Here is a 13,533-nt window from a genome sequence, read left to right as displayed (position 1 = left end):
GTTGACCGCCGTGAAGGTACGCGCTCCGAGCGGACAGGTCTATCGAATCACCCGACGCTGGGTCCCGTGGCAGCGGAAGTCGCGCCGCCTGAGTCTCGACGCATTGGAGATCCCTCTCGGCGCGCCTTCCGGCGACGACCCGATCAGCATGATCCTCATGGTGCTCTGGCTCGTCATCGCGCTGCCGATCCTCGTCGTGGTCGTCGCGGTCATGCTGCTCACCGGCATCGAGCTCCTCCTCCTGCTCGCGATCCTCCCCTTCGCCATCGGCGCCCGGGTCGTCTTCGGCCGTCACTGGACCGTCGAGGTCCGCCGCAGCTTCCACCCCATCTACGAGGAGCGCGCGGGCAGCTGGGCTGCCAGTGGCGTACGCATCACCGAGCTGGCGCGGGAGATCGAGGCGGGCAACGTCCCCGCGGACACCCTCGGCAAGCCGTCCTAGTCCCGCCACAGGCGCAGCAGCGGCAGGCCGGTGTAGACCAGCACCCACACGGGCCAGAAGAAGCCACGGCCGGTGAGGTGCCAGACCAGGACGGCAATGGCGCCGCAGATCAGGAACACCAGAAGATCTCGTACGAGACGGGGGCCCGCCCCGCCAGACGGAGTCGGATCCTCGCCCAGGTCGTCGACGACCGCGGCGAGGTCGGCGGACCGGGCGGCACCCCACACGGCCTCGGCTCGCGACTCCAGCTCGGGCGCGTCGATCCTCCCCGCGGCGTACGCCTCGACGAGCCGCGCCCGCGCAGCCTCGCGCTCCAGGTCGCCGACCCTCGTCACAGCGCCTCCAGATCGAGCGCCCGGCCGGAGGCGTACAGGTCCTTCGGGCAGGTCGAGGCGGCGCAGTCCCGGTAGCGGTCGGCGAGCCTCGCGAGCGCCTTGACGGTCTCCGCGACCGACGGGTCGGCGGCGAGGTTGTGCTGCTCATAGGGGTCCGAAGAGCGGTCGTAGACCTCGACCTGGCCGGTGTGCAGGCGGGCGTAGGTCCAGGAGCCGACCCGGACGCCGGACCACAGCTGCCTGCTCCCGTCGGTCACCCGCCAGCCGCTGATCGGGATGGCGCGGACCTGCTCGGGCGCGCTCAGCCACGGCATGATGTCGATCCCGTCCGGCGCTCGAGGTGGCCGAGCCCCGGCCGCCGCCAGCAGGGTGGCGGCGAGATCCGGGTTGGTGACCGGGGTACGCACCGTGCGGCCGCGCGGCACCCCCGGGCCGCTCATCAGCACCGGGATCCGCAGCGACTCGTCGTAGTGCCACAGCTTGCCGTTGAGGTTGTGGTAGCCGTTCGAGAAGCCGTTGTCGGAGGTGAACACGACCAGCGTCCGCTTCAGCTCACCGCTGCGCTTGAGCGAGCCGATCAGCGAGGCGATGTTGCGATCCAGGCTGCGGATGGCCTCGAGGCGGCGCTGGTAGGCGATCCGGAGGGCGTCCTTCTTCCGCGGGTTGAACTTCCCGCGACCGGGCGAGCCCTTCGCATAGCCGGAGGTGTCCTCTGGAAAGAGGTTGGGCCGCGCCGGGATCTGCGCGTTGTCGTAGAACCCGCGGTCCTGGGTGTCGGGCACGGTCACCGACAGGGCGGCGTCGGTGCCCGGGTAGATCTTCTTCGGATCGTCGGGCCCGGAAGGCCCGCCGTGGTGCGGCGCCACATAGTTGACCCAGGTGAACCAGGGTTTCCCGTTCGCGCGTTCGGCCGCGATCCCGGCCTTCGCGTGCTCGGTGATGACGGTCGAGGAGTAGCCCTTGGACTTGACGATCTCGCCGTTGACGTTGAACTTCGGCGACCGGAAGTTGTAGGTCGACGGGTCGACCGTCGCGCGCCACTGGTCCCACCCCGGCGGCACGTCGCCGCGGGTCTCCCCCTCGCCGTAGCCGTTGAGGTACTTCCCCGCCAGGATCGTCGAGTAGCCCCCGTCCTGCAGCGAGGTGGCGACCGTCGCGGAGTCGTCGAAGGCTTGATAACCGCCGTACGGCCCCTCGATCGTGCGCGCACCGTGGTTGTGGGCGTACTGCCCGGTCAGCAGCGAGGCCCGCGCCGGCACACAGATCGGCGTCGGCGCGATCCCCTCGGCGAAGGAGACCCCGGTCCGCTCGACCAGCTTCCGCACCCGCGGCAGGTAGTCCATGTCGAGGGCGGAGAGGTCGTCGACCGTGACCATCAGCAGGTTCGGCCTCTCCGCGGGCCGCTCCAGGGCAGGCGTACGCGTCGGGCCCGCCGCCACGGCGGCCGGGTCGTGCACCAGGCCGGTCACCGCGAGGGCGCTCATCGCCACCGTCGCCACAGCAGCGCGCTTGCGACGCGTGAACAGGTTGACGACCGGCATGACCAAACACTCCCAAGTAAGATGAGTTATTTAGTCTACTTTAACCCCGAGCGGTGAAGAGCTGGTGACCAGCGAGAAGGACACCACGCCGGGGAGGTAGCGGTCGTCGCTGAACTCGAAGGTGCGGCCGTCGGCGAACCGTGCGGTGCGGACGACGCGCAGCAGCGGGCTGCCACGCCGTACGCCGAGCAGGCGGCCATCCATGGCCGAGGCAGCGATCGCCTCGATCCGGTGCTCGGCGTGCCCGAGGCAGACACCGAGCGCCTCCTCGACGACCCGGACGATCGACGGAGCATCGGACGGCAGGGACTCGATGGCCCCGGCGAGCCAGCCGGGAAACACCGTGTGCTCGACCATGGCGGGCGACCCGTCGAGCGAGCGGACCCGCACCACCCGCAGCACCGGGCCCCCCGGCCGCTCACCGAGCTCGCGCGCCTCCACAGTCGTGGCGCGACCACGCGCCACGTCGACGAACCGGCCCCCTGGTCTCAGGCCGGAGGCGACGGCCCACTGGGCGAACGAGCGCACCCCGAGACTCTGCAGGCGCGTGGCGACGTGCGCGTACCAGCGCTGACCGTGCAGGGAGACCAGGCGGGTGTCGTTCTCCAGCCGCGCGAGCGCCCGTTCCACGGTGCCGCGCGCGACCCCGAACTCCCGCGCCAGGCACGACACCGTGGGAAGCGGCCTCCCGGCCGGATACTCGCCGGCCCGGATCCGCGCCTCCAGCGTGGCCGCGACGGCCTGGTAGCGACGCGACGACCTCCAGGCTGCGCCGACGGACTGCTCGGGCACCAGGCCCACCTCCAGCATCAGCTCACCCGAGCCCGAGGACTCGTTGGACGAACCAGAAGAGGCCGACGACCACCACGCCCGTGGCCGCGACGACGCCGAGCCACCAGCCGATCCTCGGCTGCCGGCGCCGCAGGACCAGGAGCATCGGGAAGACCAGCGCGATGATCGCCAGCTGCACGGCCTCGATGCCGAGGTTGAAGACGAGGAGCGATCCCAGCAACCGCCACGAGAACGGCTCGTCGATCCCGAGGGCGCCCGCGAAGCCCAGGCCGTGGATCAGGCCGAACCCGAAGACCACGGCGAGGCGGACCTTCTCCCCCGACATCCGCGATCCGGCCGCCCTCGGCGCGGCATCGGTGGACACGCGTGTCGCCAGGGCGACCCCGCCCCCACCAGCCGTCGCGGTCGGGCCGAGGGAGGGACCGGCGCCGCCCATGGGTCGGCCCAGCGACGCCGAACCAGGACCAGCGGGACGTCCATCGCGCCACGAGCCCCACACGTGCCAGGCCGCAACGGCCACGATCGACAGCGCGATCACGGGTTCGACGATCGAGGCCGGGACCGAGACGAGGCCGAGGCTCGCGAGGACGAAGGTCACCGAGTGGGCTGCGGTGAACGCGGTCGCGGCCAGCAGGATGTCGCGCGGACGGCGGGAGCCGACGATGAGCGCGACGAGGAACAGAATGTGGTCGAGACCGAAGAGCAGGTGCTCGGCGCCGAGGACGAAGAACTCGAGCAGTCGGGTCGGCGACGACTCGTCGGTAGAGAAGCTCGGGTCCTCGGCGGTGAGGACCGTGTTGCCGGAGGCCTCCGGAAGCGAGTACTCGAGGATCGTCTCCGTACTTCCCACGAAGCCTTCCGACTCGGGGAACAGCTCGCTGGAGATCTCGTACGCGACGTCGCCCGACACCCGGGGGCACGCGTGCTCGAGCGCCACCACCACGTGGGGCACGCCGTCGCGCTCGGTGGCCTGGAGCTCGTCACCAACGGACGGCGTACAGGCCTGATCGCCGACGGAGGCGCGGAAGCGGTCACCGAGGTAGCCCAGGACGGCGTCGCGGTGGTCCGCGAGAAGCCCGACGTCGGCGCCGGAGGTCTGGAAGGCGGCCTTGGCCCGGCTCTCCAGCTCCGGGTCGGCCTCGGCCTTCGCCACCGACCTGACGAGGAGGACGTACTCCATCTCGAGCTCGGACCTGATCACGCCGTCGGGACGCTGGGTCAGCTCGGCGTAGACCGTGGACGTGAAGCCGTGGGCTGAGGCCGGGACGGTCAGCAGGATCGGCGCCAGCATCGCGAGCGCCGCGGCGAGGAGGCAGCGGATGCGGAAGGAAATGGTCATGAGGATCCTCGATCGAGACGGAGGTCAGGGCCCGCCTGGCAGTCGCCGGGCGAGCCCTGACCCGGTTCAGCTGATCGGCTCGGTGTCGAGCCGAACGTGGTCGATCGCCCAGTACCAGTCGTTCATCGCGTTGAAGAGCCGGAAGTTGACCTTCATCGAGGTCGCGCCGGCCGGTACGTCGACGGGGAGGTTGACCGTCTTGTTCCCCTGGCTGAGGTCGGGGGTGTTGGCCGGCGTCCAATGGACCAGCTGCACCTTCTGGCCGGTGTCGAACTCGACGGTGACCTCGGCCTCCTGCGGCTCCTCCTCACGGTAGTGGTTGTCCCACGCGAGGTAGAGACGCGAGGCACCGCTCGGGATCGGCGCGCTCGGCGTGGTGAGCGTCGAGTCGAAGCGGCCGCGGCTCTCCGGGTCGTTGACGTCGTCCCACTCGTCGGGGTCGGCCACGGCCACGACGTTGCGGCCCAGGGTGAAGCCGCTGCGGTCCTGGTCGTCACCGTTCTGCCAGAACGCCTTGGTCATAAGCGACCAGCCGTTCATCTCCTTGGTGCCGGTGGGCATGTCCGCGGCGTTGGTGATCGTCCAGCCCGCCGGTGTCGTCTTGGTCCAGCCGAGGACGCTCGCGTTCGCCGGCATGTTGTGCTCGACACCGGTCTGGAGCTGAGACGCCACCGACTCGAAGTCCTGGTAGATGAGGTAGTCGGCCGGGTCGACCGGAGGCGGCGCCGGAGCGGTCTTGAAGGTGGTCGAGATCGACCTGCCCGCCTTGCCCCAGGTGTTGTACGGGGTGACCCGCACCTCGTACTCCGTATCCCCCTTCAGGCCCTGGATGGCGTGGCCGCGGGAGGCCGGGAGCGGGAGGATGTAGAAGCCCGACCACTGCTTGAAGTCGGCGACGCTCGCGCCGGTGGCCTTGTCGATGACCTGGTAGCGGTAGAGATGGACGATGTCCTGTACGTCGTTGGCCGCCGGCTTCGCCTGCGGGAAGGAGACCTGTGCGGTCTCCTCCTTGATGTCGGACACGGTCACCGCCGACCCGGCGGGCCACTTCGGACCAGCGGTCTTCGCGGCACGGCGGTCGGTGTAGGGGAAGTTGCGCTGCGGGTTCTTGATCGCTTCCTCGACGTCCCACGTCCAGGTCTGGTCGATCCACTGGCCGGCCCGCAGGTCGTAGTTCTTCACCTTGACGACGCTGCCCTGGACCTCGACGACCGAGGTCTGCGCGTTGTCGCCCGCGTCGTTCGGCGTCGTGTCGTTGTCGACGCCGCTCTCCATCTCGAAGTACGCCAGCGGCGGGGCGTTGACGGTCGTGAAGCCGCCGTCCTGCCAGATCGAGGTCGAGATGTTGTTGGGCGTATGGATGTGCCCGCCCCAGACGACCGCCTGGGGGAAGTTGTCGAAGACCGACTTGAAGGTGTCGCCGCAGCCCTCCGAGAGGCCGGCGCCGTACCACTCGTTCGAGACGTAGTGCGTGCACTTGAGGGGGTGGTGCACGAGGACGAACACCGGACGGTCCGGGTGCTCGGCGGTGTCAGCGGCCAGTCGGGTGTGGAGCCAGTCGCGCGCGTAGGCGTAGTCGCCGGTGCTGCGCTGGGTCGGCCGGCCGGTCTCCTCGTCGAGCTCGCCGGAGCCGGGCGAGACCGTGATGAAGTGGTAGCCGTTGATCTCATAGTCGGCGTTGGGCCGCTGTCCGCCGGTCGACTGGGTGAAGAGGTCGTAGCCCGTCATGCCGGAGCCCACGTCGTGGTTGCCCAGCGCCGCCACCAGGGAGATGTCGTCCTTGCCGTCACCGTTCTCGTCGAGGCGGCGGTCCAGCACCTCCTTCAGACCGGCGTACTCGCCCGCGGTGGCGTTGTTCGTCAGGTCACCGACGAACAACGAGGCGTCGAGGTTCTCGGCGTGGTAGAGGTCGAACGCCTTGTCCAGGTCGCGCCACTCGTTGTGGATGTCGCCGAGCGAGCCGAAGGTCACCTGCGGCTGGTTGTCGTTGGCGGTGCGACGCGCAGCGTCGGCGCGGGCCTTCTCGACGTCGGCGTCGTTCCCGGCGACGACCTGGAACTCCTCGAAGTCGACCGTGCCGTTCTCACCGACGGCCGAGTAGCTGATCCGGTAGTCACCGGCGGTCTGCGGGGTGAACTCGTAGACCGGGTCCTTCGCGGAGCCCGTCGGGGAGATCTCCGCGGTGACGCCGTCGGGAGACGTCACTGACACGACGTAGTCGCCGGTCCGGAACGTGCTGCCCTTCTCGGTCGGGACGGGCTCCGGGATGCGGAAGCTCTCGCCGACCGCGGCCTTGGACTTGGGGGCATCCTGCAACCGCACCTGCTCCGCGAGCAGCGCGAAGGTCGGGCCGTCGGCCTCGGCGCGTTCCTGGGCGACGACAGTGCCGCCGCCCGCGATCGCAACAGTCACGAGGCCGCCGGCAACAAGGCGCGCACCCCACGATCGTCTGATGGGAATCATCGGTCTCCTCGTCTCGGTCACGGTGCTCGGGCACCGGGAACTTGTCTGGACAAGTCCACCGGGACGAGGTGGCGCGTGACTGTCCGGCTGCAGCCCGAAACCACGGCAGACAGATGAAATATCCGTGACGCGATGCGGCAATCCGGCGCGGTTGCCACATCGCGGCCACCGCGGGAGCGGTTAGAGACCGTCGAGGTCGAGCGGGCGGTCGGCGGCGTACATCTTCTTGGGACAGCTGTCGCCGGCGCAGTCGCGGTACTTGTCGGTGAGATCGGCCAGCCGCGAGACGGTCTTGGCGTGGGCCGGGTCGTCGGCGAGGTTCGTCATCTCGTACGGATCGTTGGTGCGGTCGTAGAGCTCGACCTCACCGGTCGTCAGCTCGACGTAGGTCCACCGCCCCACGCGCACGCCGGACCAGAGCCGCGAGGTGCCGTCGGAGGTCGGCCACGCCTCGATCGGGACGACACGGGTCTGCTCGGGCGCACGCAGCCACGGCAGGATGTCGATGCCGTCGGGCTCGTGCGGGTCATCGGCGCCGGCCGCCGCGAGCAGCGTCGTGGCGATGTCCGGGTTGGTGAGCGTGGTCCCGACCTCGCGCCCCTTGGGCACGCCGGGACCGCTCATCAGCACCGGGATCCGCAGCGACTCCTCGTAGTACCAGAGCTTGCCGTTGAAGTTGTGGTAGCCGCTCGAGAAGCCGTTGTCGGAGGTGAAGACGACCAGGGTGCGTGCCAGGTCTCCACTCTTCTTCAGCCCACCGAGCAGGGAGGCGATGTTGCGGTCCAGGCTGCGCGCCGACTCGATCCGCCGCTGATAGGAGAGCCGGTAGGCGTCCTTCTCGATCTGCGAGGGGTTCTTCCGCGACGGGGACCCCTTCGGGAACTTCTTGCGCGCCTCCGGGAACAGGTTGGGCTGCTGCGGGATCGGCTCGTCGGCGTACTTGTCCCGATCCTGCTTGTCCGGCACCGGCACGCCGATCGCGCCCTTGGTGCCCGGGAAGCGCTGCTTGGGGTCACCCTTCTCCGTCGGACCGCCGATGTGTGGCGCCACGTAGTTGACCCACTGGAACCACGGCTTCCCCGCGGCCCCGGGCTTCTTCTTCGCGTCGGTCAGCGCCGCCTTCGCCTGTTCGGTGATGACGGTGGTCGAGTAGCCCTTCGGCTTCACCAGGCGCCCGTTGACGTTGAACTTCGCGCCCAGATAGTTGTACGTCGACGGGTCGACGGTCGCGCGCCACTCGTCCCAGCCCGGAGGCAGGTCGCGCTCGGTCCCCTCGTCGCCGTACTCGTTGAGGTACTTCCCGGTGAACACCGTCGAGTAGCCGGCCTCCTGCAACGAGGTGGCCAGAGTCGCGGAGTCGTCGAAGGAGGGGTAGCCGCCCTCGGGACCGTGGATGGTGTGGGCGCCATGGTTGTGGGCGTACTGCCCCGAGAGCAGCGAGGCGCGGGCCGGCACGCAGATCGGCGTCGGCGCGACCGCGTCGGTGAAGGTGACGCCGCTGTCCCCCACGAGCTTCTTCACGCTCGGCAGGTAGTCCATGTCGAGAGCGGAGAGGTCGTCGACCGTGATCATCAGCAGGTTGGGCTTCTCGACCGGCATCTCGAAGGCCGGCGTGGCGGTCGAGGGCTGCTCAGAGACGCGCTCGCCCGACGGCTGCTGGGTCGGCGCCTGACCACAGCCCGCCAGCCCCATGACGCCGCCCATGACCCCAGCCACCGCGAGTGCTGCTGCCGAAAGCGTCCAGACCCGTCTGGGTACCGCCACTGATTGTCCTCATCATGCTGGTCGTCTACTGGCCGTGCCGATGGTTCATCCCAGGTCAACGCACACGTCGCGCTCTCGCCATCCCCGGGCAGGACGCTGGTCCTATGAAGATGGCGCTGGTCACCGAGAGCTTCTTTCCTACCATCGATGGTGTCACAACCACGGTGAAGGCCATCGCCGACCGCATGATCGAGTCGGGCCACGAGGTGCGGTTCATCGCGCCCGGCCCCGGACTCTCGGTCTACCGCAACAGCCGGGTCGTCCGCGTCTCGCCGATCGCCAAGACCGGCCGCCAGGTACGCAGCGCCCTGGAGTCCTTCGAGCCGGACGTCGTGGTCACCTTCGACCCGGGCCGCCTGGGCCGCAAGGCGCTCTCGTCGCCGACCGCGGCTGCCGCGACGACGCTGGTCGTCCAGCAGTCCCCTCTCTCCCCCAAGGCGGCGCTCACCTGGAGCACCTCGATCGCCGCGTACGCCGATGAGATCTTTGTCACAAGCGAGTACCTGCGCCGCATGCTCGCGGCGATCGACGTCGCCGCCGAGGTGTGGGAGCCGGGGGTCGACACGGCCGCCTTCTCGCCCAGTCTGCGCGACGACTGGCTCCACCGCCGCTGGTCCAAGGCGAAGTCCCGACCCACACCGCTGGTCGTGGTCGGCTACGCGGGCAACCTCGCCAAGAGCCATGGCGTACGCCGCCTCGCCGAGCTCACCGTGGTGCCCGGGATCCGCCTCGTCATCATCGGCGACGGGCCCCAGCGCGGATGGCTCAAGCAGCGGGTCCCACAGGCGAAGCTGACCGGCCCGCTGGGCACCGGCGACCTGGCCGTCGCACTGGCCTCGCTCGACCTTCTCGTCCACCCCGGCGAGGATGAGGGATGTGGCCACATCCTGCGTGAGGCCGCGGCCAGCGCCCTCCCGGTGGTCGCCCCGCGCGCCGGCGCGGCGGCCGAGATCGTCCAGCACATGGAGACCGGATTGCTCTACAACCCGGCCCGCGCCCGCGAGCTCGCGGACGCGGTCGCCTCGGTCGTCTCCGACCCCCGGCGGCACCTGCTCGGCGACCGCGGTCGGGAACTCGTCGCGACGCGACCGTGGACCGATGCGGTCGACGAGCTGCTGGCCCGTCTGGTCGCGCTGAGCGAGGCCCGGTCCTCACAATCTCACGCCATCGCCGCGGAGAATGCGCACCCTGCTGTTAGGCTTGCCTAACCCGTTCCCAAGATACTCGTCAGTAACCCCACCCGCCCACGCAGCGCCGAAAATGTCACATACTCCCTGCGTACAAGTTCGGGTATGAGGGGTAGTAGCGTGCGTGCCGTGGCAACCACGACTCTGATCAAAGGCGCGCGGTCGACGCGCTCGACGATCGCCCTGAAGCTCCTTATGGCGGCCAGCGGCATCGTCTTCATCCTGTTTGTGCTCCTGCACATGTACGGCAACCTCAAAGCCTTCAGTGGCGAGCTGGCCTACAACGAGTATGCCGAGCACCTGCGTACGTTCGGGGAGCCGATGCTGCCGTACGGCGGCCTCCTCTGGATCCTGCGAGTGGTGCTCCTGGCGTCGCTGGTGGCTCACGTCGGCTCGGCGGTGGCGCTCTCGATGCGTGCTCACGCGCAGCGCCCGGTGAAGTACGCGGTGAAGAAGAACAAGGCTTCGTCGCTCTCCTCGCGCACCATGCGCTGGGGCGGCGTGGCCCTGCTCCTCTTCGTCGTCTGGCACCTGCTCCAGTTCACCATCGTGAAGATCAACGTGGGCGAGGGCGGACAGGCTGCGGACGTCACCGAGAACCCGTACCGGCTGTTGACCGCGGCGTTCCAGCCGGAGCAGTGGTGGATGGTCCTCATCTACCTGTTCGCCATGCTCGCGCTCGCGTTCCACCTGCACCACGGCACCTTCAGCGCCATCCAGACGCTCGGGTTCACCAACACCGCTGAGTCGCGTGCCAGGGCCCGCGTCGCCGGCTGGGTCGTCGCGATCGTGATCGCCGGCGGCTTCTCGCTGGTCCCCCTGTTCACCGTCTTCGGCGTCATCTCGTAAGGACATCTGACACATGGCTGCTGGAACCCACTACCTGCCCGGCCTCACCGCGACCAACGAGGCACCGGTCCAGAAATCCGACGACGCCGCGGGCTACTACGTGCTCGGCGACAAGCTCGTCGACCCCAAGGCTCCGACCGGTCCGATCGAGGAGCGCTGGACGACCCGCAAGTTCGAGAACCGCCTGGTCAACCCGGCCAACCGCCGCAAGCTGTCGATCATCATCGTCGGCACCGGCCTGGCCGGCGGCGCCGCTGCCGCCACGCTCGGCGAGGCCGGCTACAACGTGAAGTCGTTCTGCTACCAGGACTCCCCGCGTCGGGCCCACTCGATCGCCGCCCAGGGCGGCATCAACGCCGCCAAGAACTACAAGGGCGACGGCGACTCGGCCTACCGGCTCTTCTACGACACGGTCAAGGGCGGCGACTACCGCGCCCGCGAGTCCAACGTCTACCGCCTCGCCGAGGAGTCGGTGAACATCATCGACCAGTGCGTGGCCCAGGGCGTGCCCTTCGCCCGCGAGTACGGCGGTCTGCTCGACAACCGCTCCTTCGGTGGCGTGCAGGTGTCGCGTACGTTCTACGCCCGCGGCCAGACGGGGCAGCAGCTCCTCATCGGCGCCTACCAGGCCATGGAGCGCCAGGTGGCCGCCGGCACCGTGGAGCAGTTCACGCGTCACGAGATGCTCGAGCTGATCGTCGCCGATGGCAAGGCCCGCGGCATCATCGCCCGCGACATGGTCACCGGCGAGATCGAGACCCACCTGGCCGACGTGGTCGTGCTCGCGACCGGCGGCTACGGCAACGTCTTCTACCTCTCGACCAACGCGATGGGGTCCAACGTCACCGCCACGTGGCGTGCGCACCGCAAGGGCGCCTACATGGCCAACCCCTGCTACACGCAGATCCACCCGACCTGCATCCCGGTGACCGGCGCCCACCAGTCGAAGCTGACCCTGATGTCAGAGTCGCTGCGTAACGACGGCCGCATCTGGGTGCCCAAGAACGCCGAGGACTGCGCCAAGGACCCGCGTGAGATCCCCGAGGAGGACCGCGACTACTTCCTGGAGCGGATCTACCCTTCCTTCGGAAACCTGGTCCCCCGCGACATCGCCTCGCGCGCTGCGAAGTACATGTGCGACGAGGGCCGCGGTGTCGGTCCGGAGGTCGACGAGACCCAGCCCGACGGCACGGTGAAGAAGTTCCGCCGCGGCGTCTACCTCGACCTGGGTGCCGCGATCGAGCGCCTCGGCAAGGCCGCGATCGAGGAGAAGTACGACAACCTCCTCGACATGTACGAGCGGATCACGGGTGAGAACCCCTACGAGCTGCCGATGCGCATCTACCCCGCCGTCCACTACGTCATGGGCGGCCTGTGGGTCGACTACGAGCTCTCGACCAACATCGAGGGTCTCTACTGCACCGGTGAGGCCAACTTCTCCGACCACGGCGCGAACCGCCTCGGCGCCTCGGCGCTGATGCAGGGTCTGGCCGACGGCTACTTCGTGCTCCCGAACACCATCCGCGAGTACCTCGCCGACGGGCCGTTCGAGCCCATCTCCGAGGACCACCCGGCGGTCGTCGAGGCGAAGCAGTCGGTCCAGGAGCGGATCGACAAGTTCATGTCGATCAACGGCAGCCGCTCGGTCGAGTCGATCCACAAGGAGCTCGGCCTGATCATGTGGGAGTACTGCGGCATGGAGCGGACCGAGGAGGGCCTCAAGAAGGCCATCGGCCTGATCCGCGAGCTCAAGAAGGAGTTCTGGACCAACGTCAAGGTCCTCGGCTCGGCCGACTCCCTCAACCAGGACCTCGAGAAGGCGGGCCGTGTCGCCGACTTCATCGAGCTCGGTGAGCTCATGTGCATCGACGCGCTCAACCGGCGCGAGTCCTGCGGCGGCCACTTCCGGGGCGAGTCGCAGACCGAGGACGGCGAGGCGCTGCGTCACGACGACGAGTTCGCCTACGTCGCGGCCTGGGAGTTCGGTGGCGAGGACGGCGCCCCGATCCTCCACAAGGAAGACCTGATCTACACCGCCATCGAGATGAAGCAGAGGTCGTACAAGTAATGAAGCTCACGCTCAAGATCTGGCGGCAGGCCAACGCGTCCGACAAGGGTGCGCTCAAGACGTACGAGCTGGACGGGGTGTCCTCGGACATGTCGTTCCTCGAGATGCTCGACCTGCTCAACGAGCAGCTCCTGCACAACGACGAGGAGCCGGTCGCGTTCGACTCCGACTGTCGCGAGGGCATCTGCGGCATGTGTTCGCTGATGATCAACGGCGAGGCACACGGCCCGGAGGTCACCACGACCTGCCAGCTGCACATGCGCTCCTTCAACGACGGTGACACCATCACCATCGAGCCGTGGCGCGCCTCGTCGTTCCCGATCGTCAAGGACCTGATCGTCGACCGCTCCGCGTTCGACCGGATCATCCAGAACGGCGGCTACATCTCGGCCAACACCGGCTCGGCCCCCGAGGCCAACTCGGTACCGGCCCCGCGCGACAAGGCCATGCGGGCGTTTAACACGGCCACCTGCATCGGCTGCGGCGCCTGCGTCGCCGCCTGCCCCAACGGTTCCGCCTCGCTGTTCCTCGGCGCGAAGATCACCCACCTCGGTGAGCTGCCGCAGGGCCAGCCTGAGCGCTACTCCCGCGTGCAGTCCATGGTCGGCCAGCACGACGCCGAGGGCTTCGGTGGCTGCACCAACATCGGTGAGTGCGCCTCCGCCTGCCCCAAGGAGATCCCGCTCGACGTGATCTCCCAGCTCAACAAGGACCTGCGCAAGTCGCTCATCCTCGGCTGACCGTCTGGTCGCT

The 13,533-nt window shown here is 68.8% G+C and carries 11 protein-coding genes; 5 read left to right on the top strand and 6 right to left on the bottom strand.

Annotation, left to right across the window (positions count from 1 at the left end; genetic code table 11):
* Positions 1 to 10: 10 nt before the first annotated feature.
* Positions 11 to 442, top strand: a complete 432-nt coding sequence (locus ABZY89_RS09580; RefSeq protein WP_355226634.1) for a hypothetical protein — start codon at positions 11 to 13, stop codon at positions 440 to 442.
* Here ABZY89_RS09580 and ABZY89_RS09575 read toward each other — a convergent pair.
* From ABZY89_RS09575 to ABZY89_RS09550, 6 genes are all read right to left on the bottom strand, one after another.
* Positions 439 to 777, bottom strand: coding sequence for a DUF1707 domain-containing protein (locus ABZY89_RS09575; protein WP_355226632.1), 339 nt, complete (start codon positions 775 to 777; stop codon positions 439 to 441). The two genes, ABZY89_RS09580 and ABZY89_RS09575, sit on opposite strands and share 4 nt — an antisense overlap.
* The gene (locus ABZY89_RS09570) at positions 774 to 2,318 is read right to left on the bottom strand and encodes a sulfatase-like hydrolase/transferase (RefSeq protein ID WP_355226630.1); all 1,545 of its coding nucleotides are present in this window, start codon (positions 2,316 to 2,318) and stop codon (positions 774 to 776) included. Before ABZY89_RS09570 ends, ABZY89_RS09575 begins: the two co-directional genes overlap by 4 nt.
* 30 nt (positions 2,319 to 2,348) lie before the next feature.
* On the bottom strand, positions 2,349 to 3,128 hold the full coding sequence (locus ABZY89_RS09565) for a GntR family transcriptional regulator (RefSeq protein WP_355226628.1): 780 nt from the start codon (positions 3,126 to 3,128) through the stop codon (positions 2,349 to 2,351).
* 4 nt (positions 3,129 to 3,132) lie between these two features.
* Positions 3,133 to 4,449, bottom strand: coding sequence for a HupE/UreJ family protein (locus ABZY89_RS09560; protein ID WP_355226626.1), 1,317 nt, complete (start codon positions 4,447 to 4,449; stop codon positions 3,133 to 3,135).
* Between the two features lie 66 nt (positions 4,450 to 4,515).
* On the bottom strand, positions 4,516 to 6,861 hold the full coding sequence (locus tag ABZY89_RS09555; protein ID WP_355226624.1) for a hypothetical protein: 2,346 nt from the start codon (positions 6,859 to 6,861) through the stop codon (positions 4,516 to 4,518).
* Positions 6,862 to 7,092: 231 nt separating this feature from the next.
* Positions 7,093 to 8,676 (bottom strand): sulfatase-like hydrolase/transferase, encoded by a 1,584-nt coding sequence (locus ABZY89_RS09550; RefSeq protein WP_355226622.1) that lies wholly within the window; start codon positions 8,674 to 8,676, stop codon positions 7,093 to 7,095.
* A gap of 104 nt (positions 8,677 to 8,780) precedes the next feature.
* On the opposite strand from ABZY89_RS09550, the gene ABZY89_RS09545 reads away from it, so the two are divergent.
* The 4 genes from ABZY89_RS09545 (at position 8,781) to ABZY89_RS09530 (ending at position 13,520) form a co-directional block, all read left to right on the top strand.
* Positions 8,781 to 9,884 (top strand): glycosyltransferase, encoded by a 1,104-nt coding sequence (locus ABZY89_RS09545; RefSeq protein WP_355226620.1) that lies wholly within the window; start codon positions 8,781 to 8,783, stop codon positions 9,882 to 9,884.
* 108 nt (positions 9,885 to 9,992) lie between these two features.
* Positions 9,993 to 10,712 carry a succinate dehydrogenase cytochrome b subunit gene (locus ABZY89_RS09540; protein WP_355226618.1) on the top strand — a complete coding sequence of 240 codons (720 nt, stop codon included), beginning with the start codon at positions 9,993 to 9,995 and terminating at the stop codon, positions 10,710 to 10,712.
* A 13-nt stretch (positions 10,713 to 10,725) separates the two neighbouring features.
* On the top strand, positions 10,726 to 12,780 hold the full coding sequence (locus tag ABZY89_RS09535; protein ID WP_355226616.1) for a fumarate reductase/succinate dehydrogenase flavoprotein subunit: 2,055 nt from the start codon (positions 10,726 to 10,728) through the stop codon (positions 12,778 to 12,780).
* A complete protein-coding gene (locus ABZY89_RS09530) occupies positions 12,780 to 13,520 on the top strand; it encodes a succinate dehydrogenase/fumarate reductase iron-sulfur subunit (RefSeq protein WP_355226614.1) in 741 nt (246 codons plus the stop codon). The genes ABZY89_RS09535 and ABZY89_RS09530 overlap by 1 nt, the downstream gene beginning before the upstream one ends.
* Positions 13,521 to 13,533 lie beyond the last annotated feature (13 nt).

Origin of the sequence: Nocardioides sp. NPDC006303 (assembly GCF_040613175.1) — a bacterium.
Lineage (GTDB): Bacteria > Actinomycetota > Actinomycetes > Propionibacteriales > Nocardioidaceae > Nocardioides.
This window is presented reverse-complemented; position numbering and strand designations above follow the sequence as displayed.

Bases quoted from the DNA above. Each gene is read 5' to 3' on its own strand.
- ABZY89_RS09570 (WP_355226630.1), bottom strand. From the start codon at position 2,318: ATGCCGGTCGTCAACCTGTTCACGCGTCGCAAGCGCGCTGCTGTGGCG.
- ABZY89_RS09565 (WP_355226628.1), bottom strand. From the start codon at position 3,128: ATGCTGGAGGTGGGCCTGGTGCCCGAGCAGTCCGTCGGCGCAGCCTGG.
- ABZY89_RS09560 (WP_355226626.1), bottom strand. From the start codon at position 4,449: ATGACCATTTCCTTCCGCATCCGCTGCCTCCTCGCCGCGGCGCTCGCG.
- ABZY89_RS09545 (WP_355226620.1), top strand. From the start codon at position 8,781: ATGAAGATGGCGCTGGTCACCGAGAGCTTCTTTCCTACCATCGATGGT.
- ABZY89_RS09535 (WP_355226616.1), top strand. From the start codon at position 10,726: ATGGCTGCTGGAACCCACTACCTGCCCGGCCTCACCGCGACCAACGAG.
- ABZY89_RS09530 (WP_355226614.1), top strand. From the start codon at position 12,780: ATGAAGCTCACGCTCAAGATCTGGCGGCAGGCCAACGCGTCCGACAAG.